Origin of the sequence: Bacillus methanolicus MGA3 (genome assembly GCF_000724485.1) — a bacterium.
GTDB lineage: Bacteria > Bacillota > Bacilli > Bacillales > Cytobacillaceae > Bacillus_Z > Bacillus_Z methanolicus_A.
Genome location: NZ_CP007739.1, coordinates 2,219,976 through 2,239,894, shown reverse-complemented (window position 1 = coordinate 2,239,894; position 19,919 = coordinate 2,219,976). Strand labels below are relative to the sequence as shown.

Below are 19,919 nucleotides of genomic sequence, written 5' to 3'. Positions count from 1 at the left end.
GTTGAAAATAAATTCAGAATTTTATATCATTTTTTGTGGATGTGGAAAAATCATCAGAAAAGCGGTGATTTAAGTGATATTAGAATGGTTAAATGCTAAGATTCATATAATTAGTGTTTTCTGGCTGTTTCCTATTTTGTTTATGTTTCATGACTTTGAAGAAATTCTTACCGTGGAGAAATGGACCAAAGAGAATAAAGAGCAGGTGTTGGCAGCTTTACCTCAATCAATTCGAAAATATTTTTATAGTAGTTTTAAAATGACAACACTTCAATTTGCACAAGATGTATTTTGGGTTTATCTTAGCATTACAGCCGCAGCCATTATTGCTGTAATTTTCTCTTTTTACTATATATTTTTAGTATTTTTAGCTATCTTTTTTGCACATGCATTCACACATATTGGGCAAGCTTTTATTCTAAAAAAATACACTCCGGGAGTGATAACTTCAATCCTTTTGGTGTTGCCTTACTCACTTTATGCTTACTACCGGCTGCTAATGGAACAAGTTATTAGTGGTGAAGATATTCTTTGGAGCTGCCTTGGAGTGTGTTTAGTTGTTCCTTTTCTGCTTTTCTTTTTAGTCAGTGGACGAAATCGAGTGACAAGGAATTAAATGATCCAAAATACTGAAATTAAGTCGTCTTTACTTTAAAAGTATTCGCAAAAATAACGAGGCTGTCTCATAAGGGTCTGACCCCATGTTCGTTTATCAATATATAGCACATTTATGCAACATTATGTCCTATATATTGTGTTATGGGGTCTGACCCTCTGGCTTTTGAGACAGCCTCAAAAAACTAGGGAGTTTTGGGGTATGGATCTGGCTTTATTTTTCATTTCCCTTTTGTTCGCTTAGCTAAACTTTTTTCAAGCAAATTTCTTTGTCTGAATGGAAAAAATGGTATGATGTAGTTAACTCAAATGATTATTTTTCAAAAGGAGCGATCGTATGAACATCGATTTTAATCTATTTATGAATGATGTCGTTCGCCAGGCTCGCCAGGAAATTGTAGAAGCTGGCTATACAGAATTAAAAACACCTGAGGAAGTTGATGCAGCATTTGCTAAGAAAGGAACTACCTTAGTGATGGTCAATTCCGTTTGCGGCTGTGCCGGTGGAATTGCCCGCCCTGCAGCTCGGCATGCTTTGCACTATGATAAACGGCCAGACCATTTAGTTACAGTTTTTGCCGGTCAGGACAAAGAAGCAACTGAGAGGGCGAGAAGCTATTTTACAGGATATCCGCCATCCTCTCCTTCATTTGCCTTACTAAAAGACGGGAAGCTTTGTACAATGATTGAGCGCCATGAAATTGAAGGCCATGAACCGATGGCAGTTGTTATGAAGTTGCAGCAAGCATTTGATGAATATTGTGAAGAAGTTTAGTATTTCTTAAGCTCCGGTTATCCGGGGCTTTTTTGTTGGGGTTGGAAGTTTAAAATTCATTCCCGTTTTTATGAAAAAATTTTTCAAAATAATAAAAATAAAAGAACTTTAATTTTATATTTAGAAACTGTATTGCATAAATATTCGATTGTGTTAAAATGCATTTTAGTGAATATATATTAAAATTTCGTTTCTTCAACGAATCATTATGCAATAGAAATCATAAATAAAGAGGTAATATTCACAAATATTTTCAGAAAAATTATAGGAGGAAAGTATATGAAAAAGCATTTTTCGTTATTTTTGATAAGCATTCTCGTTATTGGACTTTTGGCTGCGTGCGGTACTGGTCAGAAAGATTCAGCCAAGGATGGAAATGGTGCTGATGGAAAAAAGGTTTTAATTATGGGGACTTCTGCTGATTATCCTCCATTTGAATACGTTGATACTGCGAAAAGTGACGAGATTATCGGATTTGACGTTGATCTGGCAAAAGCGATTGCAGGTAAACTAGGATATAAAGTCCAAGTGAAGGATATCGAATTCAGCGGTCTCGTTCAAGCGTTAAAATCTGGTCAGGTAGACTTTGTCTTAGCAGGGATGACACCAACAGAAGACCGTAAAAAGAATGTTGATTTCAGTGATATCTATTATACTGCGAAACATATGATTGTCTCTAAAAAAGACAGCGGCATTAAAAGTTTAGAAGATCTAAAAGGGAAAACCGTGGGTGTTCAATTAGGATCAATTCAAGAAGGAAAAGCGAAAGAAATCAGAAAAAAAGTAGATATGAAAATTGAAAACCGAAACCGAGTTCCAGAACTGATTCAGGAAATTATGACTGGCCGTTTTGATGCAGCAATTATTGAAGATACAGTTGCCAAAGGATATTTTAAAAAAGAAAAAAATCTTACTGGATTTACAATTAGTGATAATCCGGAGGAAGCTGGCTCAGCTATTGCTTTTCCTAAAAACAGCAAGCTTACAAAAGACTTTAATAAAGTATTAAATGAAATGAAAAAAAACGGCGAGCTTGATAAATTAATCGTAAAATGGTTCGGCGGAGGAAAATAATTTCAAAGTCATGCGTTCAGAAAGCTGAAGCCTTTCTGAACGTTTTTGCCTTGTATACCTGCTATCGAATTATTAGAGAGGATGGATTGACCCAATGAATTTGGATTTCTCACAATTTATTCCCTCCCTGCCTTATATTTTGAAGGGGATCGGGGTTACCCTGCAAATTGTCATTCTGGCCGGGATGATGGGATTTGCGTTTGGAGTTATTTTGGCTTTATTTAAAATAAGTTCTTTTAAATTGCTTGGCTGGTTTGCAGATGCCTATACTTCTATTTTTCGCGGAACGCCGCTGGTGCTTCAGCTTATGTTGATCTACTACGGATCACCGCAAATTGTAGGGTTTCAAATTGATGCATCCACTGCAGCTGTTCTTTCCTTTAGTTTGAATTCGGCTGCTTATATATCGGAAATTATTCGTGCCGGTATTTTGGCGGTAGATAAAGGACAGCGGGAGGCATCAATGGCGCTGGGGATTCCTTACAAGAAAATGATGTGGGATATTATCCTGCCGCAAGCATTAAAAAATATATTGCCTGCTTTAATGAACGAATTCATTACGCTAACAAAAGAATCTGCTATTGTGACCACCGTTGGCGTGATGGATATTATGCGCCGTTCATATCAGGTAGGCGCTGATAAATACTCATTCTTCGAACCGTTGCTGATTGCAGGTATGATCTATTATTTGATGGTCATGGTGCTGACATTGATAGGAAAAGCTATGGAAAGGAGAATGAGACGCAGTGATTAAGGTAGAAAACCTTCATAAAAATTTTGGAAAGCTTGAAGTCTTAAAAGGAATAACGACAACCATTCATGAAGGAGAAGTTGTCGCCATTATCGGTCCGTCAGGTTCTGGAAAATCTACTTTCCTTAGGTGCATGAATCTCTTGGAAGTGCCAACGAGCGGGAAAATATGGATTGACGGCCAGGAAATTACCGATAAAAAGACAAATATTATGAAGGTGCGGCAAAATGTAGGAATGGTGTTTCAGCATTTTCATTTATTCCCGCATAAAACCGTTTTAGAAAATCTAACGTATGCACCGATTAAAGTGAAAGGCCTTTCTCGAGAAGAAGCGGAAAAGCTAGGGCATGAACTGCTTTCGAAAGTCGGTCTATCCGAAAAAGCGGAAGAATATCCTGGGAGATTATCAGGCGGCCAAAAGCAACGGGTTGCGATTGCTCGGGCTCTGGCTATGCGGCCCAATGTCATGCTGTTTGATGAACCGACTTCAGCACTTGACCCTGAAATGGTAAAAGAAGTGCTCGAAGTTATGAAATCATTAGCCCATACAGGTATGACAATGGCGATCGTAACACATGAAATGGGCTTTGCCCAGGAAGTTGCGGATCGTGTATTATTCCTTGATGGGGGAATTTTAGTCGAGGATGCTCCTCCTGAAGAATTTTTTAACAACCCTAAAAGCAAGCGTGCAGAAGCTTTCTTGGAAAAAATACTTTAGTCCGATTAGGTTATTTAAAAAGAGGCTGGCTCATAAGGGTCTAACTCCCTCCAACAATGACAATAAATAGAGTAATTTTATTAGCGTTTGTCAATGTTGTAATATAGGGGTTTGACCTTTTGTATGAGTCAGCCTCTTTATCAATTTTCTTCGAAGCCAAGATCTATTTGTATAAATCTATCCATAAAGCCGTTTTATGAAAACAATATTTTCAGGCCCGTAATGAGAGATGAAGCAAGCATGATGAAAATCATCAAAAAAACTATCAGTTTTCTCGTTTTTCGGTTAGACAAACAAAATCCTCCTCCTGAAAATGAATAAACTCCTTGTCTATTATTGTACTCAAGATTGCAAAATCGAACAACCGCTCAGTTTTTGAAAGATTTTCGACATTTTTTTAGAATAATTATATAATAAATAATATAAACATTTTTAATAGAGCAAATTTTATGGAGGAGAGCGAATGATTAAAAAAGTTGATCATATAGGGATTGCTGTAAAATCTCTAGATAAAACGCTTTCATTTTATACAGAAGTGCTTCGCCTTGAACTGTTAGGGATCGAAGAAGTAGAAAGCGAAAAAGTAAAAGTTGCATTTCTTAAAGCAGGCGAAACAAAACTTGAATTATTAGAACCTACTGCAGAAGACAGTCCAATCTCAAAATTTATCGAAAAGCGCGGAGAGGGAATCCATCATGTTGCTCTCGGTGTTGAATCCATTCAAGAGCGGATTGATGAAATAAAGAGTAAAGGGATCAAAATGATTCAAGACCAACCAAAAACAGGAGCAGGAGGGGCTCTCGTCGCTTTTATGCACCCAAAATCAACAGGCGGCGTATTGTATGAATTTTGCGAAAAGAAAGGAATGAACAAGGAGCATGGTTGATATTTACGAAAAGATAAATGAATTGTACGACCGCCGCCGCGAAGTTGAAATGGGCGGGGGCGATGAAAAAATTGAAAGGCAGCATGAAAAAGGAAAGCTGACAGCTCGTGAAAGAATCGATCTTTTAGTAGATCCGGGAACGTTTGTGGAGTTAAATCCGTTTATTGAACATCGGTCAACAGATTTTGGCCTTGATCGACAAAAAGGACCTGGAGACGGAGTTGTGACAGGCTATGGGAAAATAAACGGACGCCCGATCTATTTATTTTCACAAGATTTTACCGTTTTTGGCGGAGCCCTTGGGGAAATGCATGCGAAGAAAATTGCTCATGTAATGGATTTAGCGGCAAAAAATGGTGCGCCGTTCATCGGATTAAATGATTCAGGGGGAGCACGAATTCAGGAGGGTGTCGTATCTTTAGACGGATATGGCCATATTTTTTACCGAAATGCGATTTATTCCGGCGTCATTCCGCAAATTTCAGTGATCATGGGGCCTTGTGCCGGGGGAGCAGTATATTCTCCTGCTATAACAGATTTTGTATTTATGGTTGAAAAAACAAGCCAGATGTTTATTACCGGACCAAAAGTAATTGAAACAGTGACAGGGGAAAAGATTTCCGCCGAGGATCTTGGTGGAGCGAGAGTTCACAATACAATCAGCGGAAACGCCCATTTCAGTGCAGAAAAGGAAGAAGAAGTTTTAGAGATGGTCCGCAAGTTATTAAGTTACCTTCCGCAAAATAATGAAGAAAAACCGCCGAGATTAGAAGCAGATGATTCGGATGATTACCGCCCTGATTTAACCGATGTCATTCCTTTTGACGCGGTCCGGCCATATGACGTCAGAATTGTAATTAACCAAGTTGTTGATGAACACTCTTTCATGGAAATACACAAAGATTTTGCGAAAAATATTGTTGTCGGTTTTGCTCGAATTAAGGGAGAAGTTGTAGGCCTTGTATGCAATCAGCCGAAGTTCATGGCTGGCGGGCTTGATATTGACAGTTCTGATAAAGCGGCAAGGTTTATTCGATTCTGCGATTCTTTTAACATTCCAATCATTACGTTTGAAGATGTGACCGGTTTCTTTCCGGGAGTTAAACAGGAGCATGGCGGGATTATTCGCCACGGTGCAAAAATTTTGTACGCTTATTCAGAAGCAACAGTGCCGAAGCTAACCGTTATTTTGCGGAAAGCTTATGGAGGAGCCTATGTTGCATTAAATAGTAAAGCAATCGGAGCTGATTTGGTATTCGCTTGGCCAAATGCGGAAATTGCTGTGATGGGTCCTCAAGGTGCGGCGAATATTATTTTTGCTAAAGAAATTCAAAACAGTGAGAATCCGGAACAAACGCGGCAGCAAAAAATTGAGGAATACCGGGAGAAATTTGCAAATCCTTATGTGGCAGCGAGAATGGGAATGGTCGATGATGTCATTGATCCGCGTGAGACTAGAATTAAATTGATTCAGGCTCTTGAAATGCTGAGAAACAAAAAAGAAACCCGGCCGCGAAAAAAACATGGCAACATCCCGCTATAATTGCCTGATCGATCAAATAAAAGGTATACTGAAATAGTGAGCAAAATTCAGGGGGTATACAATACATGATTAATCAGGAACGATTATTGAATGAATTTTTGGAATTGGTCCAAATTGATTCAGAAACTAAATATGAAGCGCAAATAGCAAAAGTTCTAAAGAAAAAGTTTACGGAGTTAGGTGTGGATGTATATGAAGATGATACAACTGCACAAACAGGTCATGGAGCTGGCAACTTGATTTGTACCCTGCAGGGAACAAAAGACGGTGTGGACCCAATTTATTTTACTTCCCATATGGATACAGTTGTTCCTGGAAAGAGCATCAAACCGTCGATTAAAGATGGCTATGTTGTGACTGATGGTACAACAATTTTAGGTGCTGACGATAAAGCCGGACTTGCAGTCATGCTCGAAACAGTACGGGTTTTAAAGGAACGGAACATACCGCACGGCACGATTCAATTTATCATCACAGTTGGTGAAGAATCAGGTTTAGTGGGGGCAAAAGCACTTGATTCATCGTTAGTGAAAGCGAAATTCGGCTACGCGCTTGACAGTGACGGAAAAGTTGGCAATATTGTCGTTGCTGCACCAACCCAAGCAAAAATTTCAGCTGTTATCTTAGGGAAAACTGCTCACGCAGGTGTAGCTCCTGAGAAAGGTGTTTCTGCTATTACAATTGCTGCAAAAGCTATTGCGAAAATGCCGCTTGGGCGAATTGATGAAGAAACGACTGCTAATATTGGCCGTTTTGAAGGTGGAACTCAAACAAATATTGTTTGTGATCGGGTAAATATTTTAGCGGAAGCACGCTCACTCGTGCCGGAAAAAATGGAAGAACAAGTTCGGAAAATGAAAGAAGCATTTGAAAGCACTGCAGAGGAAATGGGCGGTAAAGCGGAAATTGAAGTTCAAGTCATGTATCCGGGATTTAAATTTGGAGAAGGTGACCATGTTGTGGAAGTTGCCCGCAAAGCCGCTGCTAAAATCGGACGCACCTGTGAATTGTTAAAGAGCGGGGGCGGAAGTGATGCAAATGTCATCGCTGGATTTGGCATTCCGACAGTTAATCTTGCAGTCGGCTATGAAGATATTCATACAACAAATGAAAAAATGCCAATTGAAGAGCTCAATAAGTTGGCTGAGATGGTGATTGCTATTATAGAAGAAGTTGCGGCTTAATTTAAACTATTAGGGAGGACCACATACGGTTCTCCTTTATTTTTCGAAAAATGGGAGCTGCCTCATAGACAAGCAGTCAAATTGTTTGTAAGATGACAATGGGGAAAAATTTGGTTGGTGAGGAAAGAAGGAGAGTTTAGATGAACGAATCAAACAAGGCCGTTGTCTTTCGTGTCGGCAGCGAAGAATATGCATTTCCCATTCAGTATGTCATTTCAATTGAAAAAATGGCGAGTACAACACCAATTCCACATTTGCCTGAATATGTGAAAGGAATTGTAAAAGTCAGAGGAGAGTTAATTCCGGTTGTTGATTTTGAAAACATTTTATATAACCGTCAAATAGAAATCAATGAAGGAACGAGATTCATCGTTTTACATACACCGGAGATGTCTCTCGGTGTTCTCGTTAAAGAAGCAAAGGAAATTGTTGATATTCCTTCAGAAAAACTCAAACAAATTGGTTTAATCGCTTATCAAAAAACTAGTTATTTTACGGGTGTGGCCAACCTTGACAAACGGTTAATAACCGTTATCGACCCCTTAAAACTCATTCAATCTCTTGAAGGAATTCGCGAGATACAAGAATACATGAAAACACATGCAAGATCCGAACAGCATTCATAGTACTGCTGTTCTTTTTATTCTATTTCATACTCGGAGTCTTTTTTGCTCAATTTTTCACGCCTTTTGGTAAAATAAAAATAGAACATATGTTAGGAAGTGCAAACGTGAAAGAAATGATTCCGAAAAAAGGGCGAGTGATTCTTCATGTTGATATGAATAGTTTTTATGCTTCCGTTGAAATGTCATATGACCCTTCTTTGAAAGGCAAACCCCTTGCAATTGCAGGAGACGCGGAAGAACGAAGGGGAATTATCGTAACTTGCAGTTATGAAGCAAGAAAATTCGGGGTAAAAACGACCATGCCTTTATGGGAAGCAAAGAAACTTTGCCCACAGCTTATTATTAGGAAACCTAATTTTGAGCGTTACCGCGCCGTTTCCATTAAAATATTTGAAATTCTTCGCCAATATTCCGATCTTGTTGAACCTGTATCGATTGATGAAGGTTATATGGATATCACCGATAGCGATAAACTTGGAACACCGGTTGAGATTGCCCGAACGATTCAAAAGAGATTATTGGAACAACTCGATCTTCCATGCAGCATCGGGATTGCACCAAATAAATTTCTAGCAAAAATGGCTTCCGATATGAAAAAGCCGCTTGGGATCACAATTCTCCGCAAGCGAGATGTTCCGAATATTCTCTGGCCTCTTGATGTTGGACAAATGCATGGCGTCGGCAAAAAAACGGCAGAAAAGTTGGCGAAAATCGGGATCAGAACAATCGGTGATTTAGCAAAAGCAAATGAGATTCAATTAAAAAATCTTCTTGGCATAAACGGTGCCAGATTAAAGGAACGAGCAAACGGCAATGACTGGCGCCCTGTCGATCCTGACTCTGTTTCTGATTTTAAAAGTGTCGGGAATTCAACGACTTTACCGAAAGATATCACCAATCAGCAAGTCTTATTTCAAGTCTTGGATGGATTGGCGGAAAAAGTTGCAGCCCGTTTAAAAAGAAAAAAGGTTTTGGCTGCCAATATTGCTATTACGATCCGGTATAAGGATCGAAAAACAATCACAAGAAGCAAAAAATTAAGTAATCCTGTCAGCCAAAAGGATGAAATTAGCCAGGCAGCAAAAACTCTTTTCCTTAAACATTGGAATGGAGAACCAGTCAGACTGTTAGGAATCACCGGAACGGATTTGCAGGAAAGAGGGCGTGCAGTTAAGCAGCTTGATCTTTTTTCATATGAACAAGAGGCTAAAAAAGAGCCGCTGATCCATGCTCTTGAAAAACTTCGCGAAAAATATGGAGAGCATATTATTAAAAATGCCGATGCAAAAGCAGATATCGATATAAAATCAAAAATAGGAACAGATACAAGTTTTAACAAGGACTTCCTTCAAACTTTTGCAATTGGCGGAAAAAACAAAAAAGAATAATGAGCAAACGTTTTTTCCAAAGAAAGGTTTCATTGGTTGCATCTTATTTTGAAAATTGCTAAAGTAAAAGTGGATTTTTCTAAACATTGGGCAATTTTATTACAAGAAGGGACGTTAGAAAAATGACGAAACAGCAAATTGGTGTCATCGGTTTAGCTGTAATGGGGAAAAACCTCGCGTTGAACATTGAAAGCAAAGGCTATACAGTGTCCGTTTACAATCGTTCCCGTGAGAAAACCGATCGAATGCTAGCCGAAACAAAAGGAAAAAATATTGTTGGTACATATTCAATTGAAGAATTTGTTCATTCACTCGAAAAACCAAGAAAAATTTTAATAATGGTTCAAGCCGGTGCAGGAACAGACGCAATAATCGAACAATTGAAGCCGCATCTTGAAAAAGGTGATATTTTAATTGACGGCGGAAATGCATTTTTCGTTGATACACAGCGCCGCAATAAAGAATTAAGCGAACATGGCATCCACTTTATCGGTACAGGAGTTTCCGGCGGGGAAGAAGGAGCTTTGAACGGTCCGTCCATTATGCCAGGCGGCCAAAAAGAAGCATATGATTTAGTGGCTCCAATCTTTAAAGACATTGCAGCAAAAGTCAATGGCGAACCTTGTACAACATACATTGGCCCTGATGGTGCAGGCCATTATGTGAAAATGGTTCATAACGGAATCGAATACGGAGACATGCAGCTTATTTCAGAATCTTATTTCCTTCTAAAGAATGTTCTTGGTTTAAATGCCCAAGAATTGCATGAAGTATATGCCGAATGGAATAAAGGTGAGCTTGACAGCTATTTGATTGAAATTACAGCTGACATTTTTACAAAAATTGATGAAGAAACAGGCAAGCCTCTAGTTGATGTAATTTTAGATACAGCAGGGCAAAAAGGAACCGGTAAATGGACAAGCCAGAGCGCCCTGGATTTAGGTGTTCCTCTTCCAATCATTACGGAATCAGTGTTCGCCCGCTTTATCTCTGCAATGAAACAAGAACGTGTTGAAGCAAGCAAGCAGCTTCGCGGTCCAAGTGCTAAGACATTTACAGGAAATAAAGAGGCGTTCATCGAATCAGTCCGGAAAGCTCTATACATGAGTAAAATTTGTTCGTATGCACAAGGATTCGCGCAAATGAGGGCGGCATCTGATGAGTATCATTGGGATCTCAATTATGGAGAAATTGCGATGATTTTCCGCGGCGGCTGCATCATTCGCGCTCAATTCTTGCAAAAAATCAAAGAAGCTTATGACCGTGATCCAAGCCTTAAAAATCTTCTTCTTGATCCATACTTCAAAGAGGTTGTCGAAAGCTATCAAGATGCACTTCGAGAAATTATTAGTGTTGCTGTTCAAAACGGCATCCCGGTTCCTGGTTTTTCTGCAGCATTGTCTTACTATGACAGCTACCGAATGGAGACATTGCCTGCCAACCTCATTCAGGCGCAGCGTGACTATTTTGGTGCTCACACTTATCAGCGCATTGATAAAGAAGGAAGCTTCCATACTGATTGGACGAAATAATAGGAAATTGCAGCGCATCATTAATCGTGCGCTGCTTTTCTGTGTTAAAAAAATGAAACTTTTTTCTTTCTTATCTAGTCAATAAGTATATAATTCTTTTAAGAAGGAAAGGAGAATCCGAAAATGATATTTAAACATTTTTTGAAATGGGTTGCTGCCGCAATAATATTTATTTTCGTTTTCAGTTCGGGAAACATGGCTTTTGCTGCAAACGGCAATAGCGATGAAGAAAGCATAAATGAAAAATTCGGCCTTCCTATTGTTGTTTATGGTGAATCATTATCGCCTGCCCAAAAAGAAGAGGTTAGAAGACTATTAGGTGTTAACGATACAAGTAAAGTGAAAGAGATCACTGTAACAGGTAAAGATCTTGTTACTTATATTAATGGAGACCCTCATTCCAATTTGTATTCCTCTGCAAAAATTACAAGAAAGGAAAAAGGCGAAGGTCTTATTGTTAAGCAAATCACACCGGAAAACATTACGGAAGTAACAAATGAAATGTATGCCAATGCTTTATTGACTGCAGGGATTGAAGATGCAGTTGTTGAAGTCGCTTCTCCAGTGAAAGTAAGCGGACATTCCGCTCTTGTTGGAATTTATAAAGCATATGATAATGGAGAAGGAACGGGATTAAATAAAGAGCGTACGGAAGTAGCGAATGAAGAATTGAGTCTTGCCACAAACCTGGCTAAGAAAGATGGGCTTGATCAGGACAAAGTAAGCGAGCTTTTAACAGAGATTAAAAAGGAAATTGCAAAACAGAATCCAGCGACAAAAGAAGACATCGAACAAATTATTGATGAAAAAATAAAAACGCTTGAAATTCAATTAAGCCCGGAAGACCGTCAGTTGCTTATTGATCTTTTTGATAAAATGCGTAAACTTAACATTAATTTTGATAATGTCCAATCACAGTTAAATGACTTGACAAAAGACATTCAGAAAAGAATTGAAGAAACAGTCGGAGACAAAGGCTTCTTAGAAACCGTTTCTAATTTCTTTAAAGAACTAATCGATGCGATAAAAAGTATATTCTCATGAGCGAGTAAATTTTTACATTGCTTTTAAAAATAAATCCCCTTTGGCGTACAAAGGGGATTTATTTTTAATATACCTATACATCAAGATCTGTGACCGGCCACCAAAAAAAGCCGTCTTTTTCTAAAAGCTCATCGGCAGCTTTTGGCCCCATTGTACCGGCTTGATAATTAGGAAAGCTCGCCTCTTTTGTATTCTCCCAAACTTCAGAAATTTTATCGGTAAAACTCCAGGATAGGGCCACTTCATCCCAATGGGTAAAGTTTGTAGCATCTCCTCGTATGCAGTCATACAGAAGCTTTTCGTAAGCTTCAGGGGTATTCATTCCGTCTGCCCCCTTATTTGAAAAGTTTAATTTAACCGGAGTGGCTTCCATATTTTGTCCTGCTTTTTTTGCGTTTAAATGAAGGGTAATTCCTTCTTCAGGCTGAATATGGATAACGAGCAGATTTGGGTTTAAAGTTTGATCCGTTTGATAATACAAATTCATCGGAATATCTTTAAACTGGATAACGATCTTTGTCGATTTTGCTTTCATCCGCTTTCCGGTTCGAATATAGAAAGGAACTCCGGCCCAACGGAAATTATCGATCATCAATTTGCCTGCTACAAAAGTTTCGGTATTGGATTCTTTATCCACCATCGGTTCTTCTCTGTATCCCGGTACCTTTTCTCCATTAATTTTGCCGCTTCCGTATTGGCCTCTGACAAAGTAGTCATTGACCTCTTCAGCTTTTAACGGACGCAAAGCCCGCAGTACTTTAACCTTTTCAGAGCGGATTTCGTCAGTCGTTAAGCGGATAGGCGGCTCCATCGCTAAGAGTGCGACCATTTGCAGCATATGGTTTTGGACCATATCCCTTAGCGCACCGCTTTTTTCATAATAACGGCCGCGCTCCTCAACACCAAGAATTTCACTTGATGTTACTTGAATATTCGCGATATATCTGTTGTTCCATAGCGGTTCAAAAATTGCATTCGCAAATCGGATCACTTCAATATTTTGAACCATTTCCTTACCGAGGTAATGATCAATTCTGTAAATTTCGTTTTCTGAAAAAGCAGTTCGAATCTGCTTGTTCAGTGCAATAGCAGACTCGAGATCATGTCCGAACGGTTTTTCAATTACGAGGCGTTTAAATCCTCGTACATTTGTAAGTCCGTCTTTTTTCAAATGTTCGGCAATTGTTCCAAAGAATTCTGGAGCCATCGCAAGATAAAAGATTCTGTTTCCTTCCAAACTATAATTGCCGTCAAGTTCCTCTGCCAACTGATTTAAGGCAGTATAAGAACTTGAGTCAGTGACGTCATGAGAATGATAGTAAAATCTTGAAATAAAATCATTGACATCTGCAGGACTATCATTAGATGTTTGGATCGAATTTTTTACGGCTGTTTGAAAATCTTTGGTGGAAAGTGGCCTTCGTGCAACGCCAATAACTGCAAACCGTTCCAGTTTCCCTTTCGTATACAAGTTATAAATGGATGGGAACAATTTCCTTTTAGCTAAATCTCCAGTTGCTCCAAAGATCATGATTAGTGCAGTCGGTTTTCCGTTCTGTTTCACGATTTAAGGACCTCTCTTTTACTTTTTGAGTGAATATGTACAAGAAATATAGACTCGTCAAATACAAAATTTTATCGGTTTCATGATCATTTAGCAAATGTTATGTGCACGGTTCGTTTTTATTTTCAGTTGAAACATAACAATTTCAGCTGTTTTTATTCGTGTGGTATAGTTAAATGTAACAAAAATTTTCGAATCCGATGTTATGAAAGGCTTTGGTATTATCATATATTCGGTTGTCTTTGAAAGGGTTGAAGAAAATGGATGTTTTTTTCTTAGGGACAGGTGCCGGCATTCCTGCCAAGTTAAGAAATGTTACCTCTGTAGCATTAAAGCTGTTAGAAGAGCGAGGCGCCATTTGGTTGTTCGATTGCGGGGAGGCAACCCAGCATCAAATCTTACATACGTCAATTAAACCAAGAAGAATTGAAAAAATATTTATTACCCATCTTCACGGTGACCATATTTACGGCTTGCCGGGATTGCTTTCTAGCAGGTCTTTTCAGGGCGGCGACACCGAAGTTGTTCTATATGGTCCAAAAGGTTTAAAAGAATTTATCAATATTAGTCTATCTGTAAGCCAAACGTTTTTATCATATCCGTTAAAAATTGTTGAAATTGAAGAAGGCGTTATTTTTGATGATGATCAATTTACTGTAGAAGCACGGCTTCTTGATCATGGAATTCCTTCTTACGGATACCGGATTATTGAAAAAGACCGGCCCGGTACGCTTTTGGCAGATAAACTGATAAAGGCCGGAATCAAACCGGGACCTATTTATAAGAAGATAAAAAATGGCGAATCTGTCATTCTTGAAGATGGAACGGTGCTTGAAGCGGCTAATTTTCTCGGTCCGGCCCAAAAAGGGCGAATTGTTGCCATCCTTGGTGATACAAGAATATGTGAAAATGCTGTCCGATTAGCAAAAAATGCCGATTTGTTGGTTCATGAAGCTACATTTTCAAAAGGCGAAGAACGATTGGCATACGAGTATTTTCATTCCACCACTTACCAAGCTGCGGAAACGGCAGTAAAAGCAAATGTCAAGAAATTATGCTTAACACATATTAGTGCTAGGTATGACCGTAATGATTGGCTTGAATTAGTTAAAGAAGCAAAGGAATTATTTCACGAAACGGAAATTGCCGAAGATTTTAAAGAAATTCATATTCCTGCAAAAAAACAAAGCTAGTAAAAAAGGTTAGGGTACAAGACACCCTAACCTTTGTATTGTTTGATCTCAGATTTGGTATGATTGTTCTAAGCTCAAATCCAACCCCGTTCATATTGCTTTGGTGCTTCAATGTCTGCACCAAGTTCTTTTGCGGCTGTTCTTGGCCAATAAGGGTCCCTTAGCAGTTCGCGGGCGAGAAAAATGAGATCAGCGCGGTCATTTTGCAAAATTTCCTCTGCTTGAAGGCCGGAAGTAATAAGCCCGACCGCCCCTGTCAAAATGCCGGCTTGGTGCTTAATTTTTTCGGCAAACTTAACTTGATAGCCAGGATAAACTTTTATATGTACGGGAACAAGACCGCCTGAGCTGACATCAATAAGGTCGACTCCCTGCTCTTTCATCCAATGGCTCATCACAACATAATCGTCTACTGATAAGCCTTCATCATGATAATCGCTTGCAGATACTCTGACGAAGAGAGGGCCGTCCCAAACGGATTTCACTTCATCAATGACTTCTCTTAAGAAGCGGTAGCGGTTTTCCGGCGAACCCCCATATTCATCTGTGCGTTGATTGGATAAAGGCGATAAGAATTCATTGATCAGGTAGCCATGGGCTGCATGTATTTCAATTACATCAAAGCCCGCTTTTTTTGCTCGCTCGGCTCCCTTTTTAAACGCTTGAATTGTCTCTTTTATTTCTGTTGTTGTCATTTCTTTTGGCGTTTTCATTTGTTCGTTGAACGGGATGGCAGACGGAGCAACTATTTCGCCTTCTACTGTCGATTTTCGTCCGGCATGGGCGATCTGGATACCGGTCTTCGCACCATGTTCTTTTATTAATTCTGTTAACTTCTTCAGCCCATCAATATGTTCGTCGCTCCAAATCCCCAAATCTTGAGTGGAAATTCGGCCCTGTGGAGTAACGGCAGTGGCTTCGACAATAATAAGCCCGACTTGCCCGACCGCCCGGCTGACGTAGTGTGTATAATGCCAATTTTGGACTTTGCCGTCCTTATTGTGGCTGGAATACATACACATGGGGGACATAACGATTCGATTTTTAAATGTTGTATTTTTGATTGTAAATGGTGAAAACAGTTTTGCTTCCAAACGAATTGCCTCCATTCCTTTTCGTATATAAAAAGTATATCAGTGCTGTATTGGAATAGGAAATGAACTGCTCAATCGTTTTTCCGCAAGTTTTTTAACCGGTATTTTGTTCACATTCAAACTTTTTTATACGCCAGAAAACCGGAGCGAACCTAACCTTACTTATTCGAAAATGTGATTACTGCTTTACTGTTACTGCTTCTGTGTTTAACATGCTTCCTAGGCGTTTAGATTGTGCGGTTGCTTCTTTAATGCAGGATATAAAAGCATGCTGAACGTCATGGGCCTCGAGAACTTTAATGCCGGCTTCTGTTGTTCCGCCGGGACTTGTTACCTCCCGGCGCAGCTGCTCCGGCGATTTAGATGTTTTCGTCAGCATTTCCGCCGCTCCGAGCAGCGTTTGCACAATTAATTGTTTTGCAACTTGTTTTTCAAGACCAATTTCAGCAGCACTTTTTTCCATTGCTTCGACAAGATAATAAATATAAGCCGGGCCGCTGCCGGACAGGCCGGTTACAGCATCAAGTTGTTCTTCTTCAACAAAAGTTGTTAGCCCGATTGTTTCAAACATTTGTTTTACGATTTTCTTTTGGTGATCTGTAACCTTTTTATTAACAGCTATAGCGGTTGCTGATTTCCTGATTGCTGCTGATGTATTCGGCATCGCTCTTACGATTGCCAGCGATTTGCCGGAAAGCTCTTCAATACTGGAAATCGATATTCCCGCCAGAACGGAAATAATCAGCATATCTTCTGTTAAGTATTCTTTAATGCGGGTAATTGCTGCTGCAGCGTCTTTCGGTTTCATCGCTAAAATTACAGCATCTGCATTCGAGAACAATTTTTCTAAATCGTACGAGGTATTCACACCATACTCCCGGTTCATGCGGATGAGCTTGTCGTCATCTTTTCGATTCGTTACCCAAATGCCGTTTTTCTCTATCAGGTTGCTCTTTAGCATTCCGGAGATCATTGCTTCCGCCATCGAACCTGCTCCGACAAAAGTAAGCTTCTTCATTTTTGTTTCCTCCCATATCTTTTATTTCAACATTCTGTATTTTATGAAAATAAAAAAGACCTTACATCCGCAAAGGACGAAAGGTCTATCTTCCGTGGTACCACCTTCATTCACCTTTTCAAGGCTGTCAAGCCTAGCAGAAAAGGTGCAGCTCTGATCCGATAACGCCGGATTTGCGTTTAGGTTTGCCTAACAGCTCGTAAGGTAGGTTCAATGGTCAAGAGGGCGGTGAAGCCTTTCAGCCGGTGAGCTTCACTCTCTTTCGCCGTTTTCCATCTACTGGCCTTACTCATTGCTTCGTTACATAATAAGTTTTAATTGTGATTATGCAAGAAAACATGCGTATCTGTCAAGTGGAAACTTGCACTATTTTTTAAATTATCTAAAAAAAAGTTATGTGAAAATAATGACAATTTACAAAAAGAGCGATAAACTAATTTATGTATTCTAGAATATGCGCGACTGGATGACATTATACATAATTTGGACCCGATGAATTTTATACAAATATAACGATTTAAGGAGTTAAAAAAATGACTGAATGGAAGAATGGAATTGCAAAGATTACCTTGCCGACGCCATTTGCGGTCGGTGACGTGAATGTTTTCTTAATAAAAGGGGATCGGCTGACTCTTGTTGATGTCGGCCCGAATACTGAATCAGCATGGGAAGCATTGAAAAGCCAGCTTAATGATTTAAAATTACATCCAGGAGATATTGAACAAGTTATTTTGACGCATCATCACCCGGACCACTCTGGTTTGCTTGACCGCTTTTCGCCGTCATTGGAAGTTTACGGCCACTTTTTAAATGAGAGATGGATAAACAGGAATCAATCCTTTTTTGAGGAGCATGATGATTTTTATCGAAAGCTTTTTGTCGAATTTGGCATTCCCGAAAAGTTCTTTTCTTTTATTGATATAATGAAAAAGTCACTGAAATTTTCATGCAATAGATCCCTCACAGGAACGCTGGCCGAAGACGGAAATCCGCCTGGGCTGGACGATTGGAAAGTACTTGAAACACCAGGCCATGCACAGAGCCATATTGCGTTATGGCGAAAAAAAGACGGGATTGTAATTGGCGGAGACCTATTATTGGCATCGATTTCCCCGAATCCTTTGCTTGAGCCCCCGCTGCCAGGCAAGACCGAGCGTCCAAAGCCTCAGCTCCAATATAATAACTCGATCAAACGGCTGCTTAATTTTCCGATTGAACGGATGTATACGGGACATGGCACGGACATTACGGACGTTCATCAATTGATAGAAAAAAGGCTGGAGCGCCAGCATGAAAGGGCTATGCAAGTAAAAAAATGGCTTGAAAACGAAGAGCTTACCGTGTTTGAAATTTGCAAGCGCTTATTCCCGGCCGTTTATGAACGGGAACTATCGCTCACAATCTCAGAGACGATCGCCCAGCTTGACTATTTAGACTCATTAGGTGAGATTGATATAATGAAAGATAATCAAACTTATATTTTTAAGGCTAAATGAGGTGACCTAAATCATTGGAAAGGTTTAAAGGCAAAAATATCATCATTACCGGGGCATCAGGGGGAATTGGCGCGGAAATTGCCAGGCTTTGTGCTGAACGTGGAGCAAATCTGGTCCTGCTTGCCCGAAGCATTGATAAACTGGAAAATTTGAAGAAAAAGCTTGAAGGGCAGTACCGTGTCCGGGTTTATGTATATAAGCTCGACGTGTCCGATACTGATCAAATCCAGGAAGTATTCAAAAAAATATGCGAAGAAATCGGCCGGGTCGATGTTTTAATTAACAATGCAGGTTTTGGAATTTTCCGTGAAGCACACGAAGCGACAATCGATGAAATGAAAGGGATGTTCAATGTCAACGTGATCGGGCTGATGGTTTGCACAAGAATGGTGCTTCCGAAAATGAGAGAGCAGCGTTCTGGCCATATCATCAACATTGCCTCCCAAGCTGGAAAAATTGCTACGCCGAAATCAAGCGTTTATGCGGCAACAAAACATGCTGTTCTCGGCTATACAAACAGTTTGCGGATGGAGCTTGCAGATTATAATGTATATGTGACCGCAGTCAATCCGGGGCCAATTGCGACCAATTTCTTTCAAATTGCCGATGAGAAAGGTACATACGTAAAGAATGTCAAGAGGATTATGCTTCAGCCTGAATATGTAGCCAAAAAAGTTGTCGACAAGATTTTTACCCCTGCCAGGGAAATTAACCTTCCCCGCTGGATGAATGCGGGAAGCATCATTTACACGTTATTTCCGCGGTTATTTGAACGGCTCGGCAAGAAAGCATTCAATCAAAAATAGGGATATCAAAAAATATGTCATTTTTTAATAACGGGTTCTGATACGATAACGACCACTTTTCGGATATATCAATCACTTTCCATGGTTTATCGACCGTTTTTCGATTATATCAACCACTTTCCCGTGTATAACGACCACTTTTCAGATATATCGACTATTTCCCGTTTGCGACCCGTAATATACTGATCAAATGATAAACCGCTACTGGCGATTTCTTCACTTTTATTCGATTTATTTGTGAATAAAAGTGAAGAAATTCCTCCTCACTACTCTGTTAAGTATTCATAAACAACATCATTGACGATTGTATATAAATTGCCAAGCGGCTCCTCTTCTATCAAATCCATTACTTTTTGATAGAGCCGTTCGCAGTCGTCTTCGCTTAACGGAAGCGACTCGCGGCTATGTCCGTATTGCTTAAAACAATTTTCGATCATTTTCATCACAAATTTTTTCTCCATCGCTTCCACCTCAAATTCGATTATACCGTTTCCAAGAAAAAGTGCCACACTGGCAAGAAAGCCGATATCAAGAAATTTGTAGTTAAATTTCCATTGAAATCGAACGCATATTCGCTTAATATATGGGTATAATGATATAGAACGTATGTTC

The 19,919-nt window shown here is 39.5% G+C and carries 20 protein-coding genes; 15 read left to right on the top strand and 5 right to left on the bottom strand.

The genetic code is table 11. The annotated features are described in order from the left end of the window. Positions 1–73: 73 nt before the first annotated feature. The 5 genes from BMMGA3_RS10855 to BMMGA3_RS10835 all read left to right on the top strand — a co-directional run bounded on the left by BMMGA3_RS10855 (position 74) and on the right by BMMGA3_RS10835 (position 3,933). Positions 74–616, top strand: coding sequence for an HXXEE domain-containing protein (locus tag BMMGA3_RS10855; protein ID WP_004435519.1), 543 nt, complete (start codon positions 74–76; stop codon positions 614–616). Between the two features lie 336 nt (positions 617–952). After that, positions 953–1,390, top strand: a complete 438-nt coding sequence (locus BMMGA3_RS10850) for a BrxA/BrxB family bacilliredoxin (RefSeq protein ID WP_004435517.1) — start codon at positions 953–955, stop codon at positions 1,388–1,390. 279 nt (positions 1,391–1,669) lie between these two features. Beyond that, positions 1,670–2,464: a transporter substrate-binding domain-containing protein gene (locus BMMGA3_RS10845; RefSeq protein WP_004435514.1), complete on the top strand. Its 795-nt coding sequence runs from the start codon at positions 1,670–1,672 to the stop codon at positions 2,462–2,464. Positions 2,465–2,558: 94 nt separating this feature from the next. Next, on the top strand, positions 2,559–3,218 hold the full coding sequence (locus BMMGA3_RS10840) for an amino acid ABC transporter permease (RefSeq protein WP_004435512.1): 660 nt from the start codon (positions 2,559–2,561) through the stop codon (positions 3,216–3,218). Then, the gene (locus BMMGA3_RS10835; protein WP_004435509.1) at positions 3,211–3,933 is read left to right on the top strand and encodes an amino acid ABC transporter ATP-binding protein; all 723 of its coding nucleotides are present in this window, start codon (positions 3,211–3,213) and stop codon (positions 3,931–3,933) included. The genes BMMGA3_RS10840 and BMMGA3_RS10835 overlap by 8 nt, the downstream gene beginning before the upstream one ends. Positions 3,934–4,127: 194 nt before the next feature. Here the strand turns inward: BMMGA3_RS10835 and prli42 are convergent, their stop codons facing one another. Continuing rightward, the gene (prli42, locus tag BMMGA3_RS17945; protein ID WP_155815548.1) at positions 4,128–4,226 is read right to left on the bottom strand and encodes a stressosome-associated protein Prli42; all 99 of its coding nucleotides are present in this window, start codon (positions 4,224–4,226) and stop codon (positions 4,128–4,130) included. 170 nt (positions 4,227–4,396) lie between these two features. Here prli42 and mce point away from each other — a divergent pair, with 170 nt between their 5' ends. The 7 genes from mce to BMMGA3_RS10795 all read left to right on the top strand — a co-directional run bounded on the left by mce (position 4,397) and on the right by BMMGA3_RS10795 (position 12,136). Beyond that, on the top strand, positions 4,397–4,819 hold the full coding sequence (gene mce / locus BMMGA3_RS10825) for a methylmalonyl-CoA epimerase (protein WP_004435505.1): 423 nt from the start codon (positions 4,397–4,399) through the stop codon (positions 4,817–4,819). Next, on the top strand, positions 4,812–6,362 hold the full coding sequence (locus tag BMMGA3_RS10820; RefSeq protein WP_004435502.1) for an acyl-CoA carboxylase subunit beta: 1,551 nt from the start codon (positions 4,812–4,814) through the stop codon (positions 6,360–6,362). Before mce ends, BMMGA3_RS10820 begins: the two co-directional genes overlap by 8 nt. Positions 6,363–6,427: 65 nt before the next feature. Then, positions 6,428–7,546 carry a M20/M25/M40 family metallo-hydrolase gene (locus BMMGA3_RS10815; RefSeq protein WP_004435500.1) on the top strand — a complete coding sequence of 373 codons (1,119 nt, stop codon included), beginning with the start codon at positions 6,428–6,430 and terminating at the stop codon, positions 7,544–7,546. A 140-nt stretch (positions 7,547–7,686) separates the two neighbouring features. Then, on the top strand, positions 7,687–8,172 hold the full coding sequence (locus tag BMMGA3_RS10810) for a chemotaxis protein CheW (protein WP_004435497.1): 486 nt from the start codon (positions 7,687–7,689) through the stop codon (positions 8,170–8,172). A gap of 104 nt (positions 8,173–8,276) precedes the next feature. Beyond that, positions 8,277–9,560 (top strand): DNA polymerase IV, encoded by a 1,284-nt coding sequence (locus BMMGA3_RS10805; protein WP_004435496.1) that lies wholly within the window; start codon positions 8,277–8,279, stop codon positions 9,558–9,560. 122 nt (positions 9,561–9,682) lie between these two features. Then, positions 9,683–11,092: an NADP-dependent phosphogluconate dehydrogenase gene (gndA, locus tag BMMGA3_RS10800; RefSeq protein WP_004435493.1), complete on the top strand. Its 1,410-nt coding sequence runs from the start codon at positions 9,683–9,685 to the stop codon at positions 11,090–11,092. Between the two features lie 123 nt (positions 11,093–11,215). Continuing rightward, positions 11,216–12,136, top strand: coding sequence for a DUF1002 domain-containing protein (locus tag BMMGA3_RS10795; RefSeq protein WP_004435491.1), 921 nt, complete (start codon positions 11,216–11,218; stop codon positions 12,134–12,136). 73 nt (positions 12,137–12,209) lie between these two features. Here the strand turns inward: BMMGA3_RS10795 and zwf are convergent, their stop codons facing one another. Further along, positions 12,210–13,700 carry a glucose-6-phosphate dehydrogenase gene (gene zwf / locus BMMGA3_RS10790; protein ID WP_004435489.1) on the bottom strand — a complete coding sequence of 497 codons (1,491 nt, stop codon included), beginning with the start codon at positions 13,698–13,700 and terminating at the stop codon, positions 12,210–12,212. Between the two features lie 260 nt (positions 13,701–13,960). Here zwf and rnz point away from each other — a divergent pair, with 260 nt between their 5' ends. Then, on the top strand, positions 13,961–14,893 hold the full coding sequence (gene rnz, locus BMMGA3_RS10785) for a ribonuclease Z (protein WP_004435488.1): 933 nt from the start codon (positions 13,961–13,963) through the stop codon (positions 14,891–14,893). Between the two features lie 74 nt (positions 14,894–14,967). On the opposite strand, the gene namA is transcribed toward rnz, so the two are convergent. Both namA and proC read right to left on the bottom strand, forming a co-directional pair. Further along, complete coding sequence (gene namA, locus BMMGA3_RS10780; RefSeq protein WP_004435487.1) at positions 14,968–15,987, bottom strand: NADPH dehydrogenase NamA; 1,020 nt, start codon at positions 15,985–15,987, stop codon at positions 14,968–14,970. A gap of 178 nt (positions 15,988–16,165) precedes the next feature. Then, the gene (proC, locus tag BMMGA3_RS10775; RefSeq protein WP_004435486.1) at positions 16,166–17,005 is read right to left on the bottom strand and encodes a pyrroline-5-carboxylate reductase; all 840 of its coding nucleotides are present in this window, start codon (positions 17,003–17,005) and stop codon (positions 16,166–16,168) included. Positions 17,006–17,538: 533 nt separating this feature from the next. Here proC and BMMGA3_RS10770 point away from each other — a divergent pair. Both BMMGA3_RS10770 and BMMGA3_RS10765 read left to right on the top strand, forming a co-directional pair. Then, complete coding sequence (locus BMMGA3_RS10770) at positions 17,539–18,501, top strand: MBL fold metallo-hydrolase (RefSeq protein WP_004435484.1); 963 nt, start codon at positions 17,539–17,541, stop codon at positions 18,499–18,501. A 14-nt stretch (positions 18,502–18,515) separates the two neighbouring features. Beyond that, positions 18,516–19,307 (top strand): SDR family NAD(P)-dependent oxidoreductase, encoded by a 792-nt coding sequence (locus BMMGA3_RS10765; protein ID WP_004435483.1) that lies wholly within the window; start codon positions 18,516–18,518, stop codon positions 19,305–19,307. Between the two features lie 266 nt (positions 19,308–19,573). On the opposite strand, the gene BMMGA3_RS10760 is transcribed toward BMMGA3_RS10765, so the two are convergent. Beyond that, positions 19,574–19,768, bottom strand: coding sequence for a YqzH family protein (locus tag BMMGA3_RS10760; RefSeq protein ID WP_004435480.1), 195 nt, complete (start codon positions 19,766–19,768; stop codon positions 19,574–19,576). Positions 19,769–19,919: the final 151 nt, after the last annotated feature.

Excerpts from the sequence above, each read along its gene's own strand:
- BMMGA3_RS10770 (WP_004435484.1), top strand. The coding sequence starts at position 17,539 with ATGACTGAATGGAAGAATGGAATTGCAAAGATTACCTTGCCGACGCCA.
- BMMGA3_RS10845 (WP_004435514.1), top strand. The coding sequence starts at position 1,670 with ATGAAAAAGCATTTTTCGTTATTTTTGATAAGCATTCTCGTTATTGGA.
- BMMGA3_RS10810 (WP_004435497.1), top strand. The coding sequence starts at position 7,687 with ATGAACGAATCAAACAAGGCCGTTGTCTTTCGTGTCGGCAGCGAAGAA.
- BMMGA3_RS10760 (WP_004435480.1), bottom strand. The coding sequence starts at position 19,768 with ATGGAGAAAAAATTTGTGATGAAAATGATCGAAAATTGTTTTAAGCAA.
- BMMGA3_RS10840 (WP_004435512.1), top strand. The coding sequence starts at position 2,559 with ATGAATTTGGATTTCTCACAATTTATTCCCTCCCTGCCTTATATTTTG.
- mce (WP_004435505.1), top strand. The coding sequence starts at position 4,397 with ATGATTAAAAAAGTTGATCATATAGGGATTGCTGTAAAATCTCTAGAT.
- BMMGA3_RS10850 (WP_004435517.1), top strand. The coding sequence starts at position 953 with ATGAACATCGATTTTAATCTATTTATGAATGATGTCGTTCGCCAGGCT.
- proC (WP_004435486.1), bottom strand. The coding sequence starts at position 17,005 with ATGAAGAAGCTTACTTTTGTCGGAGCAGGTTCGATGGCGGAAGCAATG.
- BMMGA3_RS10795 (WP_004435491.1), top strand. The coding sequence starts at position 11,216 with ATGATATTTAAACATTTTTTGAAATGGGTTGCTGCCGCAATAATATTT.
- BMMGA3_RS10815 (WP_004435500.1), top strand. The coding sequence starts at position 6,428 with ATGATTAATCAGGAACGATTATTGAATGAATTTTTGGAATTGGTCCAA.
- rnz (WP_004435488.1), top strand. The coding sequence starts at position 13,961 with ATGGATGTTTTTTTCTTAGGGACAGGTGCCGGCATTCCTGCCAAGTTA.
- gndA (WP_004435493.1), top strand. The coding sequence starts at position 9,683 with ATGACGAAACAGCAAATTGGTGTCATCGGTTTAGCTGTAATGGGGAAA.
- BMMGA3_RS10820 (WP_004435502.1), top strand. The coding sequence starts at position 4,812 with ATGGTTGATATTTACGAAAAGATAAATGAATTGTACGACCGCCGCCGC.